The sequence below is a fragment of the Pseudarthrobacter sp. Y6 genome (assembly GCF_050156205.1).
In the GTDB taxonomy this organism is placed as follows: Bacteria; Actinomycetota; Actinomycetes; order Actinomycetales; family Micrococcaceae; genus Arthrobacter.
This window is the reverse complement of the sequence record NZ_CP189574.1, coordinates 3839567-3862913: the sequence shown is the minus strand read 5'-3', so window position 1 is coordinate 3862913 and position 23347 is coordinate 3839567. Positions and strand designations below refer to the sequence as shown.

General features: G+C 64.1%; 21 protein-coding genes and 2 pseudogenes. 10 read left to right on the top strand and 13 right to left on the bottom strand.

Annotation, left to right across the window (positions count from 1 at the left end; genetic code table 11):
- Positions 1-10: 10 nt before the first annotated feature.
- The 5 genes from ACQCSW_RS18590 (at position 11) to ACQCSW_RS18570 (ending at position 5503) form a co-directional block, all read left to right on the top strand.
- A complete protein-coding gene (locus ACQCSW_RS18590) occupies positions 11-979 on the top strand; it encodes a carbohydrate ABC transporter permease (protein WP_426988260.1) in 969 nt (322 codons plus the stop codon).
- Entirely contained in the window at positions 976-1893 is a 918-nt protein-coding gene (locus ACQCSW_RS18585; RefSeq protein ID WP_426988258.1) for a carbohydrate ABC transporter permease, read from the top strand. Before ACQCSW_RS18590 ends, ACQCSW_RS18585 begins: the two co-directional genes overlap by 4 nt.
- A gap of 52 nt (positions 1894-1945) precedes the next feature.
- Positions 1946-3007 carry an NAD(P)-dependent alcohol dehydrogenase gene (locus ACQCSW_RS18580; protein ID WP_426988256.1) on the top strand — a complete coding sequence of 354 codons (1062 nt, stop codon included), beginning with the start codon at positions 1946-1948 and terminating at the stop codon, positions 3005-3007.
- Positions 3008-3009: 2 nt separating this feature from the next.
- On the top strand, positions 3010-3954 hold the full coding sequence (locus ACQCSW_RS18575; protein WP_426988254.1) for a carbohydrate kinase family protein: 945 nt from the start codon (positions 3010-3012) through the stop codon (positions 3952-3954).
- A gap of 451 nt (positions 3955-4405) precedes the next feature.
- Positions 4406-5503, top strand: a complete 1098-nt coding sequence (locus ACQCSW_RS18570; RefSeq protein WP_426988252.1) for a D-TA family PLP-dependent enzyme — start codon at positions 4406-4408, stop codon at positions 5501-5503.
- Between the two features lie 21 nt (positions 5504-5524).
- Here the strand turns inward: ACQCSW_RS18570 and bcp are convergent, their stop codons facing one another.
- From bcp to ACQCSW_RS18535, 7 genes are all read right to left on the bottom strand, one after another.
- Positions 5525-5992 carry a thioredoxin-dependent thiol peroxidase gene (gene bcp / locus ACQCSW_RS18565; RefSeq protein ID WP_426988250.1) on the bottom strand — a complete coding sequence of 156 codons (468 nt, stop codon included), beginning with the start codon at positions 5990-5992 and terminating at the stop codon, positions 5525-5527.
- 67 nt (positions 5993-6059) lie between these two features.
- A complete protein-coding gene (locus ACQCSW_RS18560; protein ID WP_426988248.1) occupies positions 6060-6746 on the bottom strand; it encodes a winged helix-turn-helix domain-containing protein in 687 nt (228 codons plus the stop codon).
- 11 nt (positions 6747-6757) lie between these two features.
- Complete coding sequence (allB, locus tag ACQCSW_RS18555) at positions 6758-8119, bottom strand: allantoinase AllB (RefSeq protein ID WP_426988246.1); 1362 nt, start codon at positions 8117-8119, stop codon at positions 6758-6760.
- Positions 8112-9299: a glycerate kinase gene (locus tag ACQCSW_RS18550; RefSeq protein WP_426988244.1), complete on the bottom strand. Its 1188-nt coding sequence runs from the start codon at positions 9297-9299 to the stop codon at positions 8112-8114. Before ACQCSW_RS18550 ends, allB begins: the two co-directional genes overlap by 8 nt.
- A gap of 25 nt (positions 9300-9324) precedes the next feature.
- Positions 9325-11103: a glyoxylate carboligase gene (gene gcl / locus ACQCSW_RS18545; protein WP_426988242.1), complete on the bottom strand. Its 1779-nt coding sequence runs from the start codon at positions 11101-11103 to the stop codon at positions 9325-9327.
- Positions 11104-11225: 122 nt separating this feature from the next.
- On the bottom strand, positions 11226-12104 hold the full coding sequence (locus tag ACQCSW_RS18540; protein ID WP_426988240.1) for a 2-hydroxy-3-oxopropionate reductase: 879 nt from the start codon (positions 12102-12104) through the stop codon (positions 11226-11228).
- A gap of 41 nt (positions 12105-12145) precedes the next feature.
- Positions 12146-12946: a hydroxypyruvate isomerase family protein gene (locus ACQCSW_RS18535; protein WP_426988238.1), complete on the bottom strand. Its 801-nt coding sequence runs from the start codon at positions 12944-12946 to the stop codon at positions 12146-12148.
- A 672-nt stretch (positions 12947-13618) separates the two neighbouring features.
- Between ACQCSW_RS18535 and ACQCSW_RS18530 the strand changes: the two are divergent.
- Positions 13619-14880, top strand: a pseudogene (locus ACQCSW_RS18530) (IS701 family transposase).
- 85 nt (positions 14881-14965) lie between these two features.
- Here the strand turns inward: ACQCSW_RS18530 and ACQCSW_RS18525 are convergent.
- Both ACQCSW_RS18525 and ACQCSW_RS18520 read right to left on the bottom strand, forming a co-directional pair.
- Positions 14966-15502, bottom strand: coding sequence for a hypothetical protein (locus tag ACQCSW_RS18525; RefSeq protein WP_426988236.1), 537 nt, complete (start codon positions 15500-15502; stop codon positions 14966-14968).
- Between the two features lie 187 nt (positions 15503-15689).
- Complete coding sequence (locus ACQCSW_RS18520) at positions 15690-15866, bottom strand: transposase (RefSeq protein ID WP_426988234.1); 177 nt, start codon at positions 15864-15866, stop codon at positions 15690-15692.
- A 1033-nt stretch (positions 15867-16899) separates the two neighbouring features.
- On the opposite strand from ACQCSW_RS18520, the gene ACQCSW_RS18515 reads away from it, so the two are divergent.
- From ACQCSW_RS18515 to ACQCSW_RS18505, 3 genes and pseudogenes are all read left to right on the top strand, one after another.
- A complete protein-coding gene (locus tag ACQCSW_RS18515) occupies positions 16900-18276 on the top strand; it encodes a sensor histidine kinase (RefSeq protein WP_426988232.1) in 1377 nt (458 codons plus the stop codon).
- Positions 18269-18952, top strand: coding sequence for a response regulator (locus ACQCSW_RS18510; protein WP_426988230.1), 684 nt, complete (start codon positions 18269-18271; stop codon positions 18950-18952). Before ACQCSW_RS18515 ends, ACQCSW_RS18510 begins: the two co-directional genes overlap by 8 nt.
- 304 nt (positions 18953-19256) lie before the next feature.
- Positions 19257-20054, top strand: a pseudogene (locus ACQCSW_RS18505) (IS110 family transposase); the annotation flags it as partial.
- 252 nt (positions 20055-20306) lie between these two features.
- Here ACQCSW_RS18505 and ACQCSW_RS18500 read toward each other — a convergent pair.
- The 4 genes from ACQCSW_RS18500 to ACQCSW_RS18485 all read right to left on the bottom strand — a co-directional run bounded on the left by ACQCSW_RS18500 (position 20307) and on the right by ACQCSW_RS18485 (position 22782).
- Entirely contained in the window at positions 20307-20810 is a 504-nt protein-coding gene (locus ACQCSW_RS18500) for a GNAT family N-acetyltransferase (protein ID WP_426988228.1), read from the bottom strand.
- Between the two features lie 96 nt (positions 20811-20906).
- Positions 20907-21380 (bottom strand): NUDIX hydrolase, encoded by a 474-nt coding sequence (locus ACQCSW_RS18495; RefSeq protein ID WP_426988226.1) that lies wholly within the window; start codon positions 21378-21380, stop codon positions 20907-20909.
- Positions 21377-21844, bottom strand: coding sequence for an AAA family ATPase (locus ACQCSW_RS18490; protein WP_426988224.1), 468 nt, complete (start codon positions 21842-21844; stop codon positions 21377-21379). The genes ACQCSW_RS18495 and ACQCSW_RS18490 overlap by 4 nt, the downstream gene beginning before the upstream one ends.
- A 314-nt stretch (positions 21845-22158) precedes the next feature.
- Positions 22159-22782 carry a DinB family protein gene (locus tag ACQCSW_RS18485; protein ID WP_426988222.1) on the bottom strand — a complete coding sequence of 208 codons (624 nt, stop codon included), beginning with the start codon at positions 22780-22782 and terminating at the stop codon, positions 22159-22161.
- 201 nt (positions 22783-22983) lie between these two features.
- Here ACQCSW_RS18485 and ACQCSW_RS18480 point away from each other — a divergent pair, with 201 nt between their 5' ends.
- Positions 22984-23187, top strand: coding sequence for a tautomerase family protein (locus ACQCSW_RS18480; RefSeq protein ID WP_426988220.1), 204 nt, complete (start codon positions 22984-22986; stop codon positions 23185-23187).
- Positions 23188-23347 lie beyond the last annotated feature (160 nt).

The window sequence follows — 23347 nt, the reverse complement described above, 5'->3', positions numbered from 1 at the left end:
GGAGACCATCATGACTACCGCAACAGCGCGCACTTCCCGTTCCGGGCACAGCGCGACCAAACCTTCCAAGAACGCCAAGTCACGGGAACGTGCCATGGCGTGGGCACGGAGAGCACCGCTGCTGCCGGCCCTGATATTCCTTATCGTCGTCACCCAGCTTCCATTTGTGGTGACCCTGATCATCTCGTTCCTGAACTGGAACAGCCTCCGTCCGGATCAGTCGGGCTTCGCGGGGTTCAGCAATTATGTTGAAGTCCTCACGAATGCTGACCTGCGCCAGGCCATCCTGACCACCATCGTCCTGACCGTCTCCGTCGTCCTGGCCAGCCTGGCCATCGGACTGGGGCTGGCGTTGCTCCTGGACAAGAAGTTCATCGGCCGCGGCCTGGCCCGCACCCTGCTGATCGCACCGTTCCTCGTGGTGCCCGTAGCTGCAGCCCTCATCTGGAAGCACGCCCTCCTCAACCCCACTTACGGCCTGATCAACGGCATCCTGACCTGGATCTGGTCCCTCTTCGGCAGCGACACTCCTCCCCAGCCGGACCTCCTGTCGCAGGCACCCCTGATGGCTGTCATTCTGTCCCTGGTGTGGCAGTGGACGCCCTTTATGATGCTGATCCTGCTGGCGGGACTGCAGTCCCGGCCCATGGACACCGTGGAAGCCGCGCAGATGGACGGCGCCACCCCATGGGACATCTTCCGCCACCTGACCCTTCCCCACCTGCGGCAGTACCTTGAGCTCGGCGGACTGCTCGGTGCCATCTACATCGTGCAGAACTTCGACGCCGTCTTCACCCTCACCTCCGGCGGCCTGGGCACGGCCAACCTGCCTTACGCCGTCTACCAGACGTTCTACTTCGCCAACGAATATGGCTTGGCTTCCGCGGCCGGCGTCGTGGTGGTCATCGGCACCATCATCGTGGCCACCTTCGCCCTCCGCACCGTATTCTCGCTCTTCAAGAAGGAGGCAGCACGATGAGCACAATCACTCCTGCGACGCCCAGCAACACGGCACCCGGCCCCACGGTCCTGAACACCGGCTCGCGCCGCCGCGGCAAGTCCCGCCTGGACCCCACCCGCAACAACACCGCCGCCGGCACTGCTGCCTGGGTCCTGGCCCTGCTCTTCGCAGCACCCGTGCTGTGGATGATCCTGACCTCCTTCCACTCCGAGACCGACGCCGCCACCAACCCGCCCTCGATCGCGGCCAACCTGAACCTGGACGCCTACCAGGAGTTCTTCGGCGCCAGCTCCGGTGTCAGTCCGTGGCCCCCGCTGATCAACTCCGCCACGGCCTCCATCTGCTCCACCGTCCTGGTCCTGGTCCTCGCCATCCCGGCCGCCTACGCGCTGTCCATCCGCCCGGTCAAGAAGTGGACCGACGTGATGTTCTTCTTCCTCTCCACGAAGATGATGCCCGTGGTGGCCGCCATCCTGCCACTTTTCCTCTTCGCCAAAACCGCAGGCGCGCTGGACAACATCTGGTTCCTGGTCCTGATGTACACCTCCATGAACCTGCCCATCGCGGTCTGGATGATGCGCTCCTTCCTCGCTGAAGTGCCGGTGGAAATGCTTGAAGCATCCCAGATCGACGGCGCAGGGCTGCTGCTGACCCTCCGGAAAATCATCGCTCCCGTAGCCATGCCCGGCATCGCCGCCACCGCGCTGATCTGCTTCATCTTCAGCTGGAACGAACTTCTCCTGGCCCGGGTCCTCACCGGTGTGATGGCTGGAACCGCCCCCGTCTTCCTCACAGGCTTCGTCTCCAGCCAGGGCCTGTTCCTGGCGAAAGTCTGCGCCGCCGCCGTCGTAATCTCCCTCCCGGTGCTCGCCGCGGGCTTCGCCGCCCAGGACAAACTCGTCCAGGGCCTCTCCCTCGGCGCCGTCAAATAACGTCCTCGAGTAGCCGGCCATCCCCACTTTCCATTTCTAGAGGAGCACTTCAATGACAACACCCACGGCACAGCCCGGCACGCTGGCGCACCACGAACTGCCGGCCACCATGCGCGCCTCCGTCCTCAAGCGCCAAGGCGACATGGCCATGGAAACCCTGCCCCTTCCGCGGCTCGGCGCTGACCAGTTGCTGGTGCAGGTGGCCGCCGTCGGCGTCTGCGGCAGCGACGTCCACTACTACGAGCACGGCCGGATCGGTGACTATGTGGTGGACCACCCGCTCATCCTGGGCCACGAACTCTCCGGCAGGATCGCCGCCGTCGGAAGCGCCGTTGACCCTGGCCGCATTGGCCACCGCGTCGCGGTCGAACCCCAGCGCCCCTGCCGCATCTGCAAGCAGTGCAAGGCAGGCCGCTACAACCTGTGCCCGGACATCGAGTTTTACGCCACCCCGCCGATCGACGGCGCCTTCGCCGAGTACGTCACCATCCAGAGCGACTTCGCCTACGACATCCCGGACAGTGTCAGCGACGAGGCGGCCGCCCTCATCGAACCACTCTCCGTCGGGCTCTGGGCCTGCGAGCGTGCAGAGATCAGGCCCGGCAGCCGGGTCCTGATCGCCGGCGCCGGCCCGATCGGCATCATCGCCGCCCAGGCCGCACGCGCCTTCGGGGCGAGCGAAATCTACATCACGGACATCGCCGAGGACCGGCTCGCCTTCGCGTTGGAGCACGGCGCCACCCACGCGCTGAACGCCAAGACCGACAGTGTGGAAGGGCTCGACGTCGACGCGTTCATTGACGCTTCCGGCGCACCTCAGGCTGTCCGTTCCGGGATCAGAGCCGTGGGGCCGGCAGGCAGAGTCATCCTGGTGGGGCTTGGGGCGGACGACGTCGAGCTTCCAGTCTCGTACATCCAGAACCGGGAAATCTGGCTCTCCGGCGTGTTCCGCTACACCAACACCTGGCCGCTGGCGATCCAACTGATCGCCGACGGAAAGGTGGACCTGGACATCCTCGTCACCGGCAGATTCACCCTCGCCGAGTCCGAAGAAGCCCTGAAAGCGGGCAAGCAGGCCGGCCAGCTCAAAGCCGTCGTCTACCCGGGCCGTTGACCATGATCACAGTCATCGGCGAATCGCTCGTGGACATCATCAGCGACCCCCGCCGGCCGGGGGAGGTCCAGGCCCACCCGGGAGGTAGTCCCCTCAACGTGGCTGTGGGTGTGGCACGGCTAGGTCTGGCGACGCACCTTGTGACGCACTACGCCGATGATCCGCACGGGCACATGATCGAGGGGCACCTGAAGGCCAATGGCGTCACAGTGGTCCGGGGCGGCAGTTCGCCCACGTCAACGGCGGCCGCCACGCTCGGTCCCGACGGGGCGGCCACCTATGCCTTCAACATCAGCTGGGACATCAGTGGGGCGTCGCTTCCGGCTTTGGCAGCGGTCCAAGGTTCCACCCACGTCCACACAGGATCGATCGCGGCCGTGCTGGGGCCGGGTGACCAGGCCACGCATGGACTGCTGGAGGCAGCGCGTGAGTGGGCGACGATCAGTTTCGACCCCAATTGCCGGCCGGCGATGGGCCCCGATGCGGCCGCGGCTCGCACGCAGGCGGAATGCTTCGTGGCCGCGAGCGACATCGTGAAGGCCAGCGATGAGGACCTGGCCTGGCTCTATCCGCACCGGACGCCGGAGGAGAGCCTGGCAGCCTGGCTGGTACTTGGACCCGCGCTCGTAGCCCTGACGCGCGGCGCGTCCGGCCCGGTCATTCTTGCCCGCCAAAGTCGCGTGGAAATGACAGCCGAACCCGTCTCCGTGGCTGACACCGTGGGCGCCGGCGACTCCTTCATGGCCGCGCTCATCTCCGGCCTGGACCAGCTCGCGGCGCTCGGGGCCGGTGGCCGGCAACGGCTCCAAAGCCTGTCCCACGATGAACTGCATGCGCTCGCAGCCTACGCCAACGGCGCCGCGGCGATCACCTGCTCCCGGCCGGGGGCAAACCCACCCCACTCGGCCGAACTCGGTCCGCTGTCTGTTCCGTTGCGGACCAATTAGGGCATTAACGATAGCGGACGACGGCGGGAGGTCCCGCCGTCGTCCGCCCCAGGCCCTGCCGCGGTCAGCGGCGGCCGCTTGAATCTGGCTTCGGCCGAACAGTTACGAGCATGCGACAGTCGGCACCGGGCTCATAGCGTTGGAGCAAGGTCGAGTCTCCGCTAAGTGGGTCCGCAGCGAGTATCTGCTCCCAAATTCCGCGTTCGGCGTCGCCGTTCGTCTTTTGCCAGCCAACGAGGGGTTCGTGAAACTCCGGCTCTTGTTTGCGCTTTGCATCTCCTGCTGTCCCACCGACGGTTGTATACATAGAGTTTGCGAGGGCTCGTTCAACTAGAGTGTTGCCGTCTGGATTTTGGTTCCATGAGGCGCACAGGCGATCCTGCGGAGGCCCCGGTTCCAGGCACAGCCTCGAATCCGGGCAACGCCAGCGACAGAGATCAGGAAACTAAAGATGACCATCCCAGCGGAAATCGACACACCCGAGATCATCATCGACCGGGACGTGCTCCAGCGAAACATCGACCGCATGGCAACTGCCGTCCGAGCCAAGGGCTTGCACCTTCGGCCACATGTCAAGACGCACAAAGTGCCCGAAATTGCTGAAATGCAGCTGGCAGCCGGAGCCGTCGGGCTGACAGTGGCGACCCTCGGAGAGGCCGAAGTTTTTGCAGAGCACGGAGCCAAAGACATTTTCATCGCCTATCCAATCTGGGTCGGTCCCCGACAGGCTGAACGGCTGAAGCGCCTTGCAACAAAAGCCAGGATCGCAGTAGGCGTGGACTCACGGGAAGCAGCCGAAACCATGGCCGCGTCCCTGGGCGATGCTGTCGGTGAGATTGAAGTGCTGCTGGAGATCGACAGCGGGCACCACCGCAGCGGGATAGCACCAGACGCCGCTGTCGACGTCGCCCAGGCCGCAGCGCGGGCAGGGCTGCGCGTAACGGGAATTTTCACGTTTCCAGGGCACGGCTATGCCCCCGGCATGCCGTTAAAGGCTGCGGACGAGGAACGGTTGGCCCTCTTCGAGGCCGCCGATCTGCTCACCGCGGCAGGTTTCCCTATCACCCACCGCAGCGGCGGGTCCACACCCACCGCAACCCTCACCGGCACGTCCGGAGCGACAGAAGTCCGGCCTGGCGTGTACGTCTTCGGAGATGCCCAACAACTAGAACTGGAACGCTGTGCGGCCGAAGACATCGCACTGACCATCGCGGCAACAGTCGTCAGCCGCCATGAAGGCACCGACCTCATACCGCGAAGAGTCATCCTGGACTCCGGCAGCAAAATCCTCGGCGGGGACCGGCCCGGCTGGACCACCGGCTTCGGGCGGCTCCTTGACCACCCGGAAGCCCGAATTAGCGCACTGTCAGAACACCACGCCACCGTCGTATGGCCGGCGGAGGCAACGCTGCCGGCTCTCGGAGACCGACTGCGTGTGGTCCCCAATCATGTCTGCGTGGCCATGAACCTCGTCGACGAAGTCACCGTGATCAGCGGCGGCGAAATCGTGGACCGCTGGCACGTAGCTGCACGCGGACGCAACAAATAAAACCCCAAGCGAAGGCGATTCTTAGACGCCGAGCTCTGCCTTGAGCGCTGTGACGTGGCCCTGGGCCTTGATCTGGTACTGGGTGAGCGTGACTTTGCCTTCGGCGTCGAGCACCACGGTGGAACGGACCAGTCCGTCAACCACTTCCCCGTTCACGAGCTTTTCGCCCCAGGCGCCGTAGGCCAGGGCCACAGCGTGGTCTTCGTCGGAGAGCAATGGGAATGTCAGGGCGAAGTCGCCGGTGAAGGCTGCCAGCTTCTCAGGCGCGTCCGGGGAGATGCCCAGGACCTCGTAACCCGAGGACTGCAGGCTGCCGAGGTTGTCGCGGAAGTCGCAGGCCTCCGTGGTGCAGCCGGGGGTGGCGGCTTCCGGGTAGAAGTACACAATGACGTTGCGTCCGCGGAAATCGGAGAGTGAGACCTTCTGGCCGTCGGCGTTGAGCAGTGCGAAATCGGGGGCCTGGGTTCCGGCGAGGAGTTTCTGGGTCATGTAGCGATCCTTGACTTGTGGGGCAACCGCCGTGGTCGGCGATCAATTCATAGGGGTAACGGGCTGCCTAGATGCAGTATTCCGCGGGTCCGCGGACGGTGCTGCCCGGTCCGGGCACAAACTGGTAGCCACCCCCACGCACCGTGGCGATGGCGTGGCGGGCCGAGCCCAGCTTGCGCCGGACGCGTCCAACATACACGTCGATGGAGCGGAATGCCGCGCCGGGGCAGTCCAGGGACTCCAGAACGCGTTGCAATTCTTCACGTTGTATCGCCCGCGACTGGTTCTCCACGAGGTACCGCACGAGGCTGTATTCCATGCCCGTGAAGCTGACAGGGACACCGTCCAGAAGAACGGTGTCAGCGGCCAGATCCACTGCCACGATGCTGCGCCGCCAGGCCAGGGAGATGGGCGCGACGGCGGCGGTGCCGTTTCCGGCGTCGGACGCTGCCGTTGTGGAAACATCAGCGCCGCCGTCGGAAACGTCGAAAGCGTCTGAACCTTCGACGCCGGACGTTCCAGTTCCGGGGGCGGTCCACAGGTGGACTTCGGCTTCCGGAGCAAGCCGGCGGGCACGTGCCAGGACCGCCTTGGCCGCCTGGGCCCAGACCGCGGGGTCGATGTCCTGGCCTTCGCAGGGCTGCAGCCACACCGCCAGGCCGCGCGGCTGAAGCCCTGGCTGGTGGCCGGGACGGGCCCCCGGAACGGAGCCGGCGCGCGGCCGCGGGTACGGTGCATGGACGTTGACGGCCATCGCGCTGCGCCTCAGACGCCGCCGCGGCGGATCAGCTTGCCGCTGGGCGTGCGGCCGTCGATCTCGTTGCCGCGAAGGAACGTTTTGCGGACGACGCCGGAGAGCGCCTTGCCGTCGTAGGGCGTGATGGGGTTCTTGTGCTTGAGCTTGGTGACATCGACCACGAATGCGTCGTCCGGCGCGAAGATGGAGAAGTCCGCGTCGTAGCCGAGGGCCAGCTGGCCCTTGTTGTGCAGGCGGGCCAATGCGGCGGGCTTCTCAGCCATCCAGGAAACCACCTGCTCCAGGGGGATGCCGCGGTGCCGGGCCTCGGTCCAGATCAGGGAGAGCCCCAGCTGCAACGAGGAGACGCCGCCCCAGGCCACGGCGAAGTCGCCGTTTTCCAGGTCCTTCAGGTCCAGGGTGGAGGGGGAGTGGTCCGAGACGATGCAGTCGATGGTGCCGTCCTGCAGGCCCTTCCAGAGCAGCTCGCGGTTGGACGCCTCGCGTATGGGCGGGCAGCACTTGTAGGCGGTGGCGCCGTCGGGGATTTCCTCGGCCATCAGGGTGAGGTAGTGCGGGCACGTCTCCACGGTGAGGTGGACGCCGTCGCGCTTTGCCGTCGCGATCATGGGCAGCGCGTCCGAGGAGGAGAGGTGCAGGATGTGGGCGCGGGCGCCGGTCCAGCGGGCCCGCTCGATGACCTCGGCGATTGCCTTGTTCTCGGCGCCGCGCGGGCGGGAGGCCAGGAACGTTTCGTAGTGGTCGCCGCCGGGGTGCGGGGCGCGGTCGATGGCGTGGGAGTCCTCGGCGTGGACGATCATGAGGGAGTCGAAGGACTTGAGCTCGGCCATGTCCTCCTCCATCTCGTCCGCTTCGAGGTGCGGGAACTCGTCCACGCCGGAGTGCAGCAGGAAGCACTTGAAGCCGAACACGCCCTCGTCGTGCAGCGGGCGGAGGTCCGCCTTGTTGCCGGGCACGGCGCCGCCCCAGAACCCGACGTCCACAAACGCCTGGTCCTCGGCCACCTCGCGCTTGAGCTTGAGGCCTTCCACCGTGGTGGTGGGCGGGATGGAGTTCAGCGGCATGTCGATGATGGTGGTGACACCGCCGGCGGCGGCTGCACGGGTGGCGGACGCGAAGCCCTCCCACTCGGTGCGGCCGGGCTCGTTGACGTGGACGTGCGTGTCCACGAGGCCGGGGATGAGGGTTTCGTCGTCGGCCAGGTCAATGACCTGCGTGCCGGTAAGGCCGTTGCCGAACGGCTCGATGGCGACGATCACGCCGCCGCGGATGCCTACTTCGCGGGCGGTGATGCCTGCGGTGGTGAGGATGCGCTGGCCGCGGATGACCAGGTCAAACGCGCCGGCCGCCGGGGTGGTTTCTTCAGACATGGACGTTCTCCTTGGTGTCGGTACGCGCTGCACTCGCAGGCAGGTGCACGCCGATGTGCTTACCTAATTGTTCAAGCAGCGGGCCTGCTTCGGCCATACATTTCTCTACATTGGACTCAAAGTCGGTCAGGGCGTGAACCGCCTTGAACCCGGCTTCCGCGAGCTGTTCCGGGCTCAGCGTACTGCGGCCGCAGACGGCAATCACAGGGATTCCGGCGCGCGCCGCGGCGCGGGCCACACCCATGGGCGTCTTGCCGAGCAGGCTCTGCTCGTCCAGGCTGCCTTCGCCCGTGATCACGAGGTCCGCGCCGGCCAGCCGCTGCTCCAGTTCGGTGAATTCGAGTACGACGTCGATGCCTGGCCTGCGTGCCGCGGCCAGCGCGGCGATGGCAATGTAGCCGACGCCGCCGGCTGCTCCTGCGCCGGGTGCGACGGCGGCCTGTTTGGCACGGATGCCGATCTCGCCGGCGAGGACCGAGACGAAGTTCGCCAGGGCGGCGTCGAGGGCAATGACGTCACTCGGCGTCGCACCCTTCTGCGGTCCGAAGATCGCGGCGGCGCCGCGGGGCCCCAGAAGGGGATTGTCGACGTCGGACGCCAGAGTGAAGCGGGCGTCCTCCAGCCGGACGTCCAGGCCGGAGAAGTCAATCCGGTCCAGGCGGGCCAGGGCGGCCCCGCCGCCGGGGAGCTCGTTGCCCTCGGCGTCCAGGAGCACTGCCCCGAGGCCCTGCAGGACGCCGGCGCCGCCGTCGGTGTTGGCGCTGCCGCCTACACCCAGGATGAACTTCCGGCAGCCCAGGTCCAGGGCGGCTCGGATGAGTTCTCCGGTGCCCAGGCTCGTGGCGGTGGTGGCCGATTCGGAGTCCGGGCTGCCGCCTTGGATGACAGAAGGCAGCAGTGCGAGCCCGGAAGCTGCGGCCATTTCGATCACAGCTTCCCGGTCGCGGACCGCGAAGTCGGCCCGGACCGGCTGGCCCGTGGGGCCGGTGACAGTGGCGGTCCGGCGGGTGAAGCCCGAGCCGACGGCGGCGTCAAGGGTGCCCTCGCCGCCGTCGGCCACCGGAATGAGTATGGTCTCAAGGCCCGCCACAGCCGACTGCAGACCCGCGCTCAGGCGGCTGGCGACGTCGGGGGCAGACAGCGAGCCCTTGAACTTGTCCGGGGCGATGACCACACGCATTCCGGTACCTCCTCTCAGTTTCTTACTAGTCCAGCAGGGCGATGATCGAGGTGGGGGCGTCCTCGCCGCGGGCGGCCAGGTCTTCGAACTCGTTCACGCCGTTGATTTCAACGCCCATGGAGATGTTGGTGACCTTTTCCAGGATCACTTCAACCACCACGGGAACCTTGAACTCGCCCATGAGTGCCTTGGCCTTGTCGAACGCGGCCGGCAGATCGGAGGGGTTTTCCACGCGGATGGCCTTGCAGCCCAGCCCCTCGGCCACCTTGACGTGGTCCACGCCGTAGCCGTTGGTTTCGGGGGAGTTGATGTTCTCGAACGCCAGGGACACGTTCTGTTCCATCTCGAAGCCGCGCTGCGACTGGCGGATCAGGCCCAGGTACGAGTTGTTCACCACCACGTGGATGTACGGCAGGTTGAACTGCGCGCCCACGGCCAGCTCTTCGATCATGAACTGGAAGTCGTAGTCACCGGACAGGGCAACCACGGTCTCGTCCGGCTTGCCGCGGACCACGCCCAGGGCGGCCGGGGCGGTCCAGCCCAGGGGGCCGGCCTGGCCGGCGTTGATCCACTTGCGCGGGCCGAAGACGTGCAGCAGCTGTGCGCCCGCGATCTGCGACAGGCCGATGGTGGACACGTAGGTGGTGTCCTTGCCGAACGCCTTATTCATCTCCTCGTAAACACGCTGCGGCTTGATCGGCACGTTCTCGAAGTGCGTCTTGCGCTGCAGGGTGCCCTTCCGCGCGGTGCATTCGGCAACCCAGCCGGAGTAGTCCGGCAGGGACTTAGCTGCCTGGCGCTCGCGTGCCAGCTCAATCAGCCCGTCCAGCGCCGCACCGGCGTCGGACGCTATGCCCAGGTCCGGCGAGAACACGCGGCCGATCTGGGTGGGCTCGATGTCGATATGCACGAACTTGCGGCCGGCCGTGTAGGTGTCCAGACCGCCGGTGTGGCGGTTGGCCCAGCGGTTGCCGATGCCGATGACGAAGTCGGAGGCAAGCATGGTCTCGTTGCCGTAGCGGTGGCTGGTCTGCAGGCCCACCATGCCGGCCATCAGCACGTGGTCGTCCGGGATGGTGCCCCAGCCCATCAGGGTGGGGATGACCGGAACGTTCAGCAGTTCAGCCAGTTCCACCAGCTGCGCGGAAGCGCCGGCGTTGATGATGCCACCACCGGCGACGATCAGCGGGCGCTCGGCTGCGGTCAGCATGTCCAGGGCCTTTTCCAGCTGCTTGCGGCTGGCCTTGGGCTTCTGGACAACGATGGGCTCGTAGGCGTCGATGTCGAATTCGATCTCGGCCATCTGCACGTCGAACGGCAGGTCCAGCAGTACCGGGCCCGGACGGCCGGAGCGCATCAGCTGGAAGGCCTTCTGGAAGGCGCCCGGAACCTGGCCGGGTTCCATGACGGTCATGGCCATCTTGGTGACGGGGGCGGCGATGGTCTGGATGTCCACGGCCTGGAAGTCTTCCTTGTGCAGCTTGGCCACGGGGGCCTGGCCGGTGATGCAGAGCATGGGGATGGAATCCGCCCAGGCCGCATAAAGCCCCGTGATCATGTCGGTGCCGGCAGGGCCCGAGGTGCCGATGCAGATGCCGATGTTGCCATCCTTGGCCCGGGAGTAGCCGTCTGCCATGTGGCTGGCGCCTTCAACGTGGCGGGCCAGCGTGTGGCGGACGCCGCCATTCTTCCGCATTGCCGAGTAGAACGGGTTGATTGCCGCGCCTGGCAGGCCGAACGCCTCGATGGCGCCTTCCTTTACCAGGATCGCGACGGCAGCGTCAACGGTGCGCATCTTAGTCATTGTGTACTCCTTGAAAGTCTGTTTTTGGGTGTGCTGAAGCGAGTTTTTGTCCAGATAATGGCCGCGAAAGTTCCTTTTGGGCGGATTATCTGGACAAAAACTCTTGGGGGAGTGGGGCTCGGTTACTTGCGGCCGCTGAGCTGGAGGACCTGCTTGAAGAGGCCGGAGTGGTCGAGGCCGCCGTCGCCCTGGTTGACGGTTGCGGCGACGAGCTGTGCGACGACGGCGCCGAGGGGGATGGCGACGTTGGCTTCACGGGCTGCCGAGGTGACGATGCCGAGGTCCTTGTGGTGGAGAGCCAGGCGGAAGCCGGGGTCGAAGTTGCGGTCAAGCATCTTCTGGCCCTTCTGGTCGAGGACCTTGGAGCCGGCCAGGCCGCCGCCGAGGACCTTGAGGGCTGCATCGGTGTCCACACCGTAGGCCTCAAGGAAGGCGATTGCTTCCCCGAGGACCTGGATGTTGACGGCCACGATCAGCTGGTTGGCGGCCTTGACGGTCTGGCCGGAGCCGGAGGGGCCCACGTGGACGATGGTCTTGCCGACGGCGTTGAGGACGTCCTGTGCTGCCTCGAAGTCGGCTGCCTCGCCGCCCACCATGATGGAGAGAACGGCGTCGATGGCGCCCTGCTCACCGCCGGAGACCGGGGCGTCGAGCGGGCGGATGCCGGCAGCGGCTGCGTCCTCGGAGAGGCGCTTGGCGACATCCGGGCGGATGCTGCTGGCGTCGATCCACAAGGTGCCCTTCTTCGCGTTGGCGAAGACGCCCTCCGGGCCGCTGACTACGCCCTCGACGTCGGGGGAGTCCGGCACCATGGTGATGACGACGTCGGCATCCTTGACGGCGTCCGCGATGCCCGTGGCACCCCGGCCGCCTTCGGAGACGAGCTTGTCGATCTTGTCCTGGCTGCGGTTGAAGCCGGTGACGGTGTGGCCGGCCTTGACCAGGTTGATGGCCATGGGGAGGCCCATGATTCCGAGTCCGATGACTGCAATGTTGCTCATTGTGGTTCCTTTACTGAAAGTCTGTTGGTGGTGGCCGGTGGTTAGCGGGCGACGCGCTGGCGGATGGCCCAGGCGAACGCGGTTTCCGCCGGTTCCTTGTATTCGAGGCCGATGTAGCCGTCGTAGCCGAGTTCGCGGCTGCGGGCGATCCATTCGCCGAGGGGAAGCTCGCCGGTTCCGGGAGCACCGCGGCCGGGGTTGTCGGCAATCTGGATGTGGCCGAAGTCCTTGGCGTGGTTTTCGATGACGGCTGCGACGTCGTCCCCGTTGACTGCCAGGTGGTAGAAGTCGGCGAGGAGCTTGACGTTCTCTGCACCGGATTCCGCCTTGACGCGGGCGATGACCTTGAGTGCGTCTTCTGCCGTGAGGAGCGGGTACTTGGGTGCACCGCTGACGGGTTCGAGGAGGACGGTGCCGCCGATGCCTGCGACGCCGGCAGCTGCCGCGGCGAGGTTTTCGGCGCCGATGGCGTCCTGCTTCTCGGCCGATTCGCCGTCGACGCGGTTGCCGTAGAGGGCGTTGAAGGCCTTGCAGCCGAGGCGCTCGCCGATCCCTGCGACGACGTCGATGTTGTCCAGGAATTCGGTGGAGCGTGCGGGCCAGGACACCAGGCCGCGATCGCCGCCGGGCATGTTGCCGGCGTTGAAGTTCAGGCCGGTGAGCTGGACGCCGGCGTCCTTGATGGCGTTCTCGAACTCGGTGACCTGGGCGTCCGTGGGGACAGAGGTGTCGAAGGGCCACCAGAACTCGACGGCGTCAAAGCCGGCAGCCTTTGCGGCTGCGGGGCGCTCGAGCAGGGGAAGCTCCGTCAAGAGGATGGAGCAGTTCACTGTGTACGTCATCGTAGGTCCTTCCGAGGAGGGGCTTTGATCTATCTTCCCGTTCGCTTGGCTCTTCATGAGTTTCCGCTTTGTGGAATTTAGATTCTGCTTTATGAAAAGTTTAGGGAAAGTGGGGACGGGAGTCAAGGGGGCGCGTGGGGGACTCGACTGACAATCGCGGAGGCGACTAGGTGGCCGGTATGGCCCTTGCGGTGCTCACTTGGGCTTAAGTGGGTCCCCGTTGAGCTTGCGGGGCGTCCATGAGCCCGATTGACTTGCAGGCCTGCGGCTTCGCCTGCAGGAGCAGGCTGACAAATTCCTGAGTGACCAGCCTTGCTTCTTGGCTTACATTCCTGGCTGAAACGGCCTACAGATAGTCGATCACACGCGGGCGGGACTGAGGCTGGGGGCATCCCCGGCGAAGGGGCTGTGGTCCGAGCACTGGTATCTAGGGGACAGGTTTAGATTTCACTAAACTCCAAGCGCTCGCGCCACTGGGAAATCTCCTCCCTCTTGCGCTTTGCCTCGCGACGGGGAAGCTCGTCCAGTCAACGCTCCAGCCTCGCATCGAGAGCCTTCCACCTGTTGTGGGCCTCCCTGTGGGCTGTCGCTTGGGTGTACACGACTAGTAGTACTTAGTTAGGTCGGCGTGGCGGCTTTTGATCCCTGACCGATCCTGTTAATTTTCGAGGCATGAAACCGGATGAGCTTGCCGAGACCAAAGCGGAACTGGAAGCGTTCGTTCAGGATGTGTTGGCGTCGCTTCCGCGTAAGGATCAGCGGAACAAGGGGAACCTGTATCTGCACGGTCTGATGCTGGACGGGCGGCGGAAATCGATGCAGCCGATGGGCGGCCGGCTCGGGGTCGATTACCAGCAGCTGCAGCAGTTCGTCTCGTCCTCGCAGTGGAAGCTCGAGCCGGTACGCCGGGTCCTGGTGCGCAGGGCCGTCGAGGTGATCGGCCCCGACGCGTGGGTTGTCGACGATACCGGGTTCAAGAAGGACGGCAGCTCCTCTCCCTGTGTTGCGCGGCAGTATTCGGGTACGTTGGGCAAGATCGGCAACTGCCAGATCGCCGTCAGCATCCACGCGGCCACCGACCAGGCGTCCTGCCCGTTGGACTGGCGCCTCTATGTGCCGGAAGCCCGGATGACACGTCCGCAGACACGAACGCCCACGCCGAAATGATCGCCGCCCGCCGGGCCAAGGCGCAGATCCCCGAGGGCCAACGCCATCGTACGAAGTGGGCGATGGCGTTGGAGATGATCGACGAACTCGGCGCCTGGGGCTACCGGCCCCCGATCATGGTCGGGGACGCCGGCTATGGGGAGATCACCGCGTTCCGGTCCGGGCTCAGCGAACGGGCGATCCCCTACATGGTCGCCGTCAAGCACTCGACGACCGCGCACCTCCAAGACACTCCCATCGGCGTGGCCGAGTACGCCGGCAAAGGCCCCCGCTCACACCAGCGCCGCTACCTGGACGCCCCCACATCACTGAAAGACCTCGTCATGGACGCCGGCCGCCGGAAGCTACATCAGGTCACCTGGAGGCACGGCACCAAGTCCACCACCAGCAACAAACACGCCTCGATGACCTCCCGGTTCATCGCACTACGGGTCCGGGCAGCCAACCGCGACATCCCCCGTGCCGAGGACGGTTCCCTCCCCGCCGAGTGGCTGCTCGCCGAATGGCCCAAAGGCGCACCCGCACCCACCGACTACTGGCTCTCCACATTGCCGGAGACGACACCGCTGAAGGAACTCGTCCGGATCGCCAAAATCCGGTGGCGCATCGAGCACGACTACCGCGAACTGAAAACCGGGCTCGGGCTCGACCACTTCGAAGGCCGCACCTGGCTCGGCTGGCACCACCACGCCACGCTCGTCACCGCGGCCCATTTATTCATCACCACACTGCGCCTGACACGCCCAAAAGCGCCTGGGGCGGCCTGAGTCTCTACGGCATCCTCGGCGAGCTCCAACACCTCGTCGCCGTCCGGACCGGATACTGCCCCTACTGCCAGCCACGATCCCCAACCTAACTAAGTACTACTAGGCCTCTGACTGGGAACCAGGCCCATGACGTCAGGGGGCGTCCAGTGACTATCCCGAGCACAAATAGGAACTGGATGACGGCAAGGCACCAAATCATCACCGCAATTGGCATGTATTGAGATGCGGACAACAAGGCGCTCAGTCCTGGACCCAACAACAGGGCTGTGAGTTTGAGCGCGATTCCGATCTTGAACCAGCCCTGATTCGTGGCCTTAAGGCCAAATACGACAATTAGTGCTGACAGGGCCATGACCAACCAGCCCACGTATGCGTTGAAGATGAAGGCGACGATCAGCGCTAGTGCGAATTCGGGTTGGTTCCAGCTGAGTGTTTCACTGCCTACGAGTGTTGACAGCAGTGCAGTTTCCGCATTGAGCAGAGCCGCCGTGACCAGCCACCTCCACGTGGTGTTCCACATTGGCAGGCGTTTTGTCGGAGCAGAGTGGATGTCGGTGCCACCAAGTTGTCCCCAGTGACGCACGGCATGTCTCTTCTGAATGCCGCGTGATTCAAGGTCCACTCCTTGGCGACGGACTTCACCCCGAAGTAGCCGGCGCTTGGCACGGATAGTAGGAGGATTGTCCACAGGGCGGCGGACGCCATCGCGAGCGAAAAGGCGGCTCGACTCCAGTCGGCCTCACTGGCATGAAAGATAACCCAAAAGGCGCTTCGCGGTTCGTGGTGAATATCGGCCCGCTGAGATGAATTCATGCCACCGTCCGGGCGGCACTTCTCAATAGGATACGTGCTTGGTAGTTGATGGGGTTGCGGAAACCGCGGGCGGTGCGTTTGATGTTCTTGATCATGGTGTTCGCGGCCTCGACTTTGGCCGTTGTGACCCTGGTGGCCAGCAGGGTTTGTATCTCAGGCCACCACTTGGTCACGGGGCCATCAGTCGGTCGGTTTCCTTCATCCCCGCGGCTGTGACCTGGCGCTCGAAGAAGGCCCTGCGGTCCTGAACGCTGGCCGGGTTGGCGCTTGAGAGGAGCAGCCGCAGGGCTTCCTAGACGCCCCAGGCGGCGACGAGTTCCTGGGCAAATGACCTGCGCATGTAAGCCGACAGTCAGTTGGGGAACCCCTACCGGTCGACTTTCAGCGCTGAACTGCGGCCACGTGTTTCGTCTCACTATGAGGGGGTGAGATGTATCTGACGGGTGGGACGAGGTCGCCTGACAAAGTGAAGGATCACCCATGAGTTCGATGCTTCAGCTAAAGACCACTTGCACGGGCTTGAATCTGAAAGGTCCGCCGCAGTCGGGTCCGAAGGGGTGCTCCCCGGTTGATTCCGTTTCTATTGGCAAATCACGGGCTATGCGGCCACCAGAAATGGCCACGGCTTCCACATGAATCGACGTGACACTAACGGGTGGGTTCAGGTATGGCGGGGACTGCGGGACCAGCCATTTTCCCTCAGCGTTTCTTACCACCTGCTCAGGAGTACATCCATCCCCAAGACAAGCCGCTACTGACTCCGGCGTGGTGGAAAAGGCCAGCTCCACATCACCCACGTACGCGTAACCGACTGCTGGACATGCCCGGCCTACCCAAGGCATGCGGCCGACCAGGGCGACAACTGCCAACACTGTGACAACCACGCCTACCGCAAGCAGGAGTACGCCCCGAGGCTTCATATTGTGAGACTAACCCGTCATTCAGCTGGAGTCTCGCCGTAAAGGACTCCTACTCGTCGGTTCACAAGTCCGTAAGGGGAACCCTGAGTGGGACACATTGAGAATTTTCTCGGGTGAAGGCGATTATCGGTCCCCGGATCGCTCGGGAGAGCATGCGGTGATTTGGACTCGGCAAGCGTCGCAGCGTGCCTAAAAGCTGGCTCAAAGAATGAATCACCTGGCTTTTAGGTTGAGATTGCAGCGATATGGAGAGAAGGGTGTGATTGCCGTGGATAAGGTGACTGGCATGGAACCAGTTCTGAATTTTGCACGGCGTTGGGGCGCCCCCGTAGCGGCCGTCATCTTCTTCTCCCTGTGGTGTGTGGCCGAGGCAGGCAGAATGGGAGGGTCCTGGTTGTCATGGTCAGGGAACTGGCCGCTGGCCCTGATGACACTGGCCGTTGCAACGGCCTCCTGGAAACCCCTAGTGTCCCTTGGTTTCACGGTTGCACTCCTTGCCGGACAGTTGAGTCACGCCCTGCCGACGATGTATTCGAATCACTGGGCCATCTACCTGGGCTCCTTTGTCGCACTTGGCTTTATTCTGTGGACCGCCCCGCAGCGGCTGCGGTACATCGCGGCGGGCGCGAACGTGGTCGCCGCTGCCATCATGGCGTTCCTGATGCTCTCGTGGAGATACGGCAACGGTGTCGGCTGGTACCCCCCTGCGTATGCCGGCGACCGGTGGATGCTGCAGGACTATGGCTGGCAGCTGTTCGCGCTCCTCCTGCTAATCGCCGGGGCCTGCGCCGCCGTCGGTCTTCTGCTGGCGCTGTATCAGGAACGAGGCAGTCTGTTCCGGGCCCGGGAGCTGGCGCAGAGCAGCCTGAAGGAAACCGAGATCGACCTGATCGTGGAGCAGGAACGGACACGCATCGCCCGGGATCTGCACGACGTCCTCGCCCATTCCCTTGCGGTCATCGCCGCCCAGGCCGACGGAACCCGCTACCTGAGCAAGGACCAGCCCAAGGCCGTTCTCAACGCCCTGGACACCATCGCCCGGTCAGCCCGCAGCGCTCTGGTAGATGCCCAACGCGTGATCGAGGGAGTCCGTGATGACGGCATGGTGACGCCCCAGCCGCGGCTGAGCGACATCCCCGCACTCATCGAAGGCATGCAGCGCGGCAGTTTGAAGATCCACCCCACCGAGTCCGGGACGCCCGTGGAGCTCTCCACCGGACAGGAGATGGCGGTCTTCCGGATCGTCCAGGAGTGCCTGACCAATGCCCTCAAACATGGCGGACGCGGCACGGACGTGCGGCTCCACTTTGACTGGAGCGGGCCCGGCTTGACCCTGCACGTGGCCTCGGCCGTTGCCCCAGCCGGTCAAGAAGACGCTGCGAATCCTGCCGCCCCCCGGGTCGGGAGGGGACTTCCCGGCATGCGCGAACGCGCCCATCTGGCCGGGGGCTGGCTGACGGCCGGACCGGACGGCGAACATTTCCGGGTGACGGTCTTCATCCCCTACGGAACCCGCGATACGAGGGCAGCGGACGATGCAGACGGCGCCGAAGCCGGGGGAACTTTCAGTGAAATTTCGGGTGCGGAAGCCCGGCCGGCACTGGCGGCAACGGGCCTTCTCGTGCCGGCCGGGGTCGCCCAGGAAGCGGCCGGCCGTGGCTGATGCCGGGGCGCGCATCACCGTGGCCCTGGTGGACGACCAGCCCCTGTTCCGTGCAGGTATCCGCATGCTCATCGAGAGCCAGGAGGACATGGAAATCTCGGGAGAGGCCGGGGACGGGGAACAGGCGGTAGCCCTGGCCATCGGACGGCGTCCGGACGTCATGCTGATGGACCTGCGCATGCCGGTCATGGACGGAGTAGAAGCCACCCAGAAGATCGTGCAGCACGCCGACGCGGCCGGAACCGACAAGCCAAAGATCATTGCACTGACCACGTTCAACCGGGATGAGGCAGTGGTGCAGGCGGTGCAGGCCGGGGCCAGCGGATATCTGCTCAAAAGCGCGGAACCGGAATTCCTGCTGGCAGCCATCCGCACCGTCCACTCCGGCTACTCCGTCATCGCGCCAGGATCCATCCACTCGCTCTTCGAACACGCCGCCCGCAACGTTCCCGCCACCGGTCCGGACTTGTCCGTCCTCAACGTCCTGTCCGTGCGGGAGCGGGACGTCTTTCTGCTCGCGGCCAAAGGCCTCAGCAACGGCGAAATGGCAGAGAGTCTGTTCGTCTCCGAAGCCACCATCAAAACTCACCTGCGCAGCGTGTTGGACAAACTGGAACTCCGCACCCGGCTCCAACTGGTCGCATACGCCCACGAACGCCGTCTACTGGGCACCTGAACAGGCAACAGACAAACGCTTGGCAACTGCACCGGGCGCTGCCCCGTTACCTTCTTAGTAGCCCCTCAATGAGCAAGAATCGGGGTTGTTGGCCTGTCGGTCCCGGCATGATTGTTGCCCCCAGTCGTTAATGATCCGGGGGGTGTTGTCACCGGGGTCCGATAGGCGCCAGGGGATCGCTAATGGGGACAGGACCAGCGCAGTGATTTTTAGCGTAGGTCAGCCGTAACGTGGATGCCGGACCTTGCCGCCGCAGGACAGACCAGCACTGTTTCGCAGGAACTCAAATTCTGGGAGGTTTGCGTTGATCAAAGACCATGAACTCGTCGACATCTTCATTGGTGTCGACGTCGGCAAAAGCAATCACCACGCGGTCGCCATCGACCGCAACGGCAAGAAACTCCTCGACCGGGCACTGCCCCAGGACGAGGCGAAACTCCGCTCTATCATCGCCTCGCTGGCCGGGCACGGGAGGCTGTTGCTCGTCGTGGACCAGCCCTCGACCATTGGTGCCTTGCCGGTCGCCGTGGCCCAGTCCGAGGGCATCATGGTCGGCTACCTGCCCGGGCTGGCCATGCGCCGCATCGCGGACCTGCACCCCGGGGAGGCCAAGACAGATGCCCGCGACGCGGCGATCATTGCCGAGGCCGCCCGGTCCCTGCCGCACACGCTGCGCTCCATCGCCATTGCCGACAAGCAGGCCGCCGAGCTGTCGATGTTGTGCGGTTTTGATGACGACCTGGCCAAGCAGGCCACCGCCACTTCCAACCGGATCCGCGGCCAGCTCACACAGGTCCACCCGGCCCTGGAACGGGTCATTGGCAAGCACCTGGACCATCCCGCCATGGCCGGGTTGCTAATCAAGTACCCGACCCCGGACAAGCTCCGCAAGGCCGGCCAGATCCGGGTCGCGACGCTCCTGTCGCGCTATGCGCCGCGGGCCGGGAAGGGCTGGGCTGCCGAGGTGTTCGCCGCCTTGGGTGAGCAGACCGTCGTCGTCGCCGGCACCAACGCCGCAGGCACCGTCCTGCCGCAGCTCGCTGCCATGCTCAAGCAGCTGCGCACCGCCCGGGATGAGATGCTCACCCAAGTTGAATCACGGCCGACAATTACGTCCCAGTCGGTCGTGTCTCCATTTGGCTCTTCGTAGGTATCACGGTTGATCGTCACGAAGCCCTTGTAGGTGGTCGTCGTTCGGACCTTTCTCCACTTATCGGCAGCAGACACAGTGCTCCTTCTCTGGGTGGCTGGCGGTCCTCAGCCAACGGTTAAGCTAACCAGTCTAGACACACGCGCGGGGCAGCCCTCGAGGGCGCCCGTTAAACCATCCTTCACCGAGCGGACTCGGCCGTGGCTAGAGCTGAATGCTGAGGACTGTTCGGACGGGGATGTTCCCGCCTCGATTATCAGCGACGCGATGCATTCCGATTTTCTCAGCTACCCGCTCAGAAGCTCGGTTATCCGGATGGATGATAGCTATCAGTTCGGTGACTTCAATATGTTCTCGGGCGTAGTCGCGACAAGCAGTAGCTGCTTCTGTCGCGAACCCCTGGCCCTGTAGGTCGGAGCGCACGTGGTACCCGACCTCAAGCTTCTGCGCGGCGTTCACTTGCTGCCAGGTCAGCCCGCAGTCGCCTATGAACTCTCCGTCATGCGTCTCGACAATCCACAGGCCGTACCCGTGCTCCGCGTAGTTCTCCTGGTTCCAATGAATCCAGCTTGCTGCTTCCTCCTGAGACTTGGATACAGGGTAGAAGCGCATCACCTCGGGGTCTCCGAGCAACGCGGTCATGTTGTCGAGGTCCGCATCAGTCATCTCACGGAACTGCAATCGATCAGTCGGTTGTGGCGTTAGCATCCAATGACTCTATTTCCAGTGCGTGACTAAGGCCCGCAAGCCGATCCTTTACCGGGCGGGGTCTGACTGCCAGCGCTTGTACATGTGGTGGCGGGATCACTCAGAGGCACCCGCAGGGAATCCGAACGAGATAATGCCTGGCATTCCTGACCTAAGGGACTCAAGAACGTGGAGCTCGTGTGGAACCACTGGTGTCGGCAAGTCATCGAGGTGGAACCATCTGAGATCGGAAGCCTTATCTTGCTCCATGAGGTGTGGCTCAGACTGCCAGGCTGTGCACTGGAAAAAGAAGTCCACTCTCCCCATATGCGTTTCGTTCTGTCCCTGCTTCCGGTGCATGACGACCAACGGCAAGAGCTCACTCGCGTTGATTGAAACGCCAAGCTCTTCCTGGACTTCACGGGAGGCTGCCTCATGGGCAGACTCATTGGCTTCAACGTGGCCGGCGGCCGCCGTGGCCCAATATCCATCAAGGTATCCAGTTCCTTGGCGCAGCTGCAGAAGTACAAAGTCTTCGCGCCTGAAGATGACATAACTGATTGGGGTTAGCTGCTGTCGACTATCCTTCACCGGGCATCAGGTGCGATCGGATGCCCGGTGATGAGACCTTCAACCTCATCCGCAAGTTCTGGGACCGGTCGACGACCATCCAGCTTGAGCGTTGCGCCGTTTCGGAGCAGTGGTTCGACGTCGAGAACGTACTGGCGGATCGCGGACTGGTCATCCTCTGAATTGCCATAGGGATTGTCCGTACGAGCCGATACGCGATCAATCAGGACTTCCACCGGTGCGCTCAGGAGAATAACAGCAGCGAAACGGTCGTAGAAACGTCTTTGATTCTCGACGGTGCCCGAGACAACCAGGGACGAATCGGACGCAAGAAGTGCCGACATGCGTGGTTCATCCCATGTGTCGTCAGGGAGTACCCAGTCGTCGTAGTCCGTGTCGATTGTTCGGTAGCCTCGCCGGGACAACTCGTGCAGCACAGTTGTTTTTCCTGCCCCTGACATGCCGGTGATTAAAACTCTAGCCATGGCAGCCAGCCTATTCGGTTCGCGGGAGCGCCCGTAAGACGGTCCTCCACCGGCCGCTACAGCGCCACCTGGTGCGCTCTTCCAAAAACCCGCCGTTCCGGCCTTTACGGATTCCCGTATGTGGATTTGATCGCTATGTGGCGGCGTTCTGTGATCGCTATATGGCGCATAAGTGTCCGTAAGCCGATCCCTCAGCGGGACAGTCGGTTCTGACGCCACCCGCTATTGGACAAGAACAGATCCTGATCGAGCCGCCATCAGAGTGTGAAAACTGTTCCAGTGTCCGAGTTTCACGCGGTTGGCGGGTAACGCCGCTATCGGTGCTGGTGAGGGTCGGTTGCGCGCGGTTGGGTCTGGCCCCCGTAACCGCGCGCAACCGACTCTAGGTTATCGCAGTACTCGTGCCACCACGCCGGGTCCACGGCTGCCATATTGTCGTTGCCGTCCCGGTGTCCGACGCTGCCGTCGGCCAACTCACGCACGATGTCTGCATGACCGGCATGCCGATGCGTTTCGGCAGTCACGTGGACCAATATGCGGGCGAGGCTGACCGGGTTGCTCGCCTCACGCCACCACGGCACGTAGCCGGAAGCATCAAGCGGCAGCAGGGAAATTGTTGCGTCGGCATGTGCCCACACCCGTTGATATAGGCCGACGATCGCGTCGCGGGACTCCTCAGACCGCGCCCACATGTCCTCATTCGGCTCGGCATTGGGCGAAAGCCACTTTAATTCCTCAGCGAAGGGTCGGTTGAAGACTACGCCGAAGTACTCGGCTTCGACCCCGGCTAGGTGCTTGACCAGCCCGAGAAGATTCGTGCCGGTCGGTGTCAAGGGGCGGCGTAGATCGTACTCAGACAGGCCCGCAAGCTTCCACACAATCGCATCACGGCCATCCTGCAAATACCGGCACAACTCCGCCTTGGCAACATCACTCATGTGTGTCAGCTTGTAGCGGTTGCCGGCCGATGGCAAGCCAACATGAACCCGGTGTCAGGAAGGGAACGCTGAACGGGACGGCTTCGCGGGCGGGTCCAGCGCAGCCCGGATGGCCAGCTTAAGGCGAATTGCGGACTTCGCGACGCATCCGGCCCGTCCGGAGTCCACCCGCTCCTCTGCGGATAGTGCCACAATCTCTGCATGCCACTCATTCAGGTTCTCAATGCATCCCCCTCCTCCACTGAAAAGAAGCGTGAGCTGCTGGCTGCGCTAACGGCTACTTACGCCGAGGTCATGGAAATCCGTCCCGACACGATCCGGGTGATTTTGCACGAGCTCCCCCGCGAGAACTGGTCTGTCGCCGGCATCACACTGGCGGATTCAGGACAGAACGAATCCGTCTGACCGGAAGGCCGCCCAATACCCCCTGGCAATGCGTTTCCGCTAAATCGCTTGGGACCGCCGGAGCGACCCGCTCGAGGATCCTTCACCGGAAACTACTCGCGCCTGCCTCGGGCACGAGCTTTAATTGCTGAGATCACTTCGCTCTTGGCCTCGGCGTAGG

What these genes read in the sequence shown, in the direction of transcription:
- ACQCSW_RS18500 (WP_426988228.1), bottom strand. Translation starts at nt 20,810, where the DNA reads ATGCTAACGCCACAACCGACTGATCGATTGCAGTTCCGTGAGATGACT.
- ACQCSW_RS18550 (WP_426988244.1), bottom strand. Translation starts at nt 9,299, where the DNA reads ATGCGTGTGGTCATCGCCCCGGACAAGTTCAAGGGCTCGCTGTCTGCC.
- ACQCSW_RS18540 (WP_426988240.1), bottom strand. Translation starts at nt 12,104, where the DNA reads ATGAGCAACATTGCAGTCATCGGACTCGGAATCATGGGCCTCCCCATG.
- bcp (WP_426988250.1), bottom strand. Translation starts at nt 5,992, where the DNA reads ATGACCCAGAAACTCCTCGCCGGAACCCAGGCCCCCGATTTCGCACTG.
- ACQCSW_RS18575 (WP_426988254.1), top strand. Translation starts at nt 3,010, where the DNA reads ATGATCACAGTCATCGGCGAATCGCTCGTGGACATCATCAGCGACCCC.
- gcl (WP_426988242.1), bottom strand. Translation starts at nt 11,103, where the DNA reads ATGACTAAGATGCGCACCGTTGACGCTGCCGTCGCGATCCTGGTAAAG.
- allB (WP_426988246.1), bottom strand. Translation starts at nt 8,119, where the DNA reads ATGTCTGAAGAAACCACCCCGGCGGCCGGCGCGTTTGACCTGGTCATC.
- ACQCSW_RS18490 (WP_426988224.1), bottom strand. Translation starts at nt 21,844, where the DNA reads ATGGCTAGAGTTTTAATCACCGGCATGTCAGGGGCAGGAAAAACAACT.
- ACQCSW_RS18585 (WP_426988258.1), top strand. Translation starts at nt 976, where the DNA reads ATGAGCACAATCACTCCTGCGACGCCCAGCAACACGGCACCCGGCCCC.
- ACQCSW_RS18560 (WP_426988248.1), bottom strand. Translation starts at nt 6,746, where the DNA reads ATGGCCGTCAACGTCCATGCACCGTACCCGCGGCCGCGCGCCGGCTCC.
- ACQCSW_RS18515 (WP_426988232.1), top strand. Translation starts at nt 16,900, where the DNA reads ATGGAACCAGTTCTGAATTTTGCACGGCGTTGGGGCGCCCCCGTAGCG.
- ACQCSW_RS18480 (WP_426988220.1), top strand. Translation starts at nt 22,984, where the DNA reads ATGCCACTCATTCAGGTTCTCAATGCATCCCCCTCCTCCACTGAAAAG.
- ACQCSW_RS18580 (WP_426988256.1), top strand. Translation starts at nt 1,946, where the DNA reads ATGACAACACCCACGGCACAGCCCGGCACGCTGGCGCACCACGAACTG.
- ACQCSW_RS18570 (WP_426988252.1), top strand. Translation starts at nt 4,406, where the DNA reads ATGACCATCCCAGCGGAAATCGACACACCCGAGATCATCATCGACCGG.
- ACQCSW_RS18535 (WP_426988238.1), bottom strand. Translation starts at nt 12,946, where the DNA reads ATGACGTACACAGTGAACTGCTCCATCCTCTTGACGGAGCTTCCCCTG.
- ACQCSW_RS18590 (WP_426988260.1), top strand. Translation starts at nt 11, where the DNA reads ATGACTACCGCAACAGCGCGCACTTCCCGTTCCGGGCACAGCGCGACC.
- ACQCSW_RS18485 (WP_426988222.1), bottom strand. Translation starts at nt 22,782, where the DNA reads ATGAGTGATGTTGCCAAGGCGGAGTTGTGCCGGTATTTGCAGGATGGC.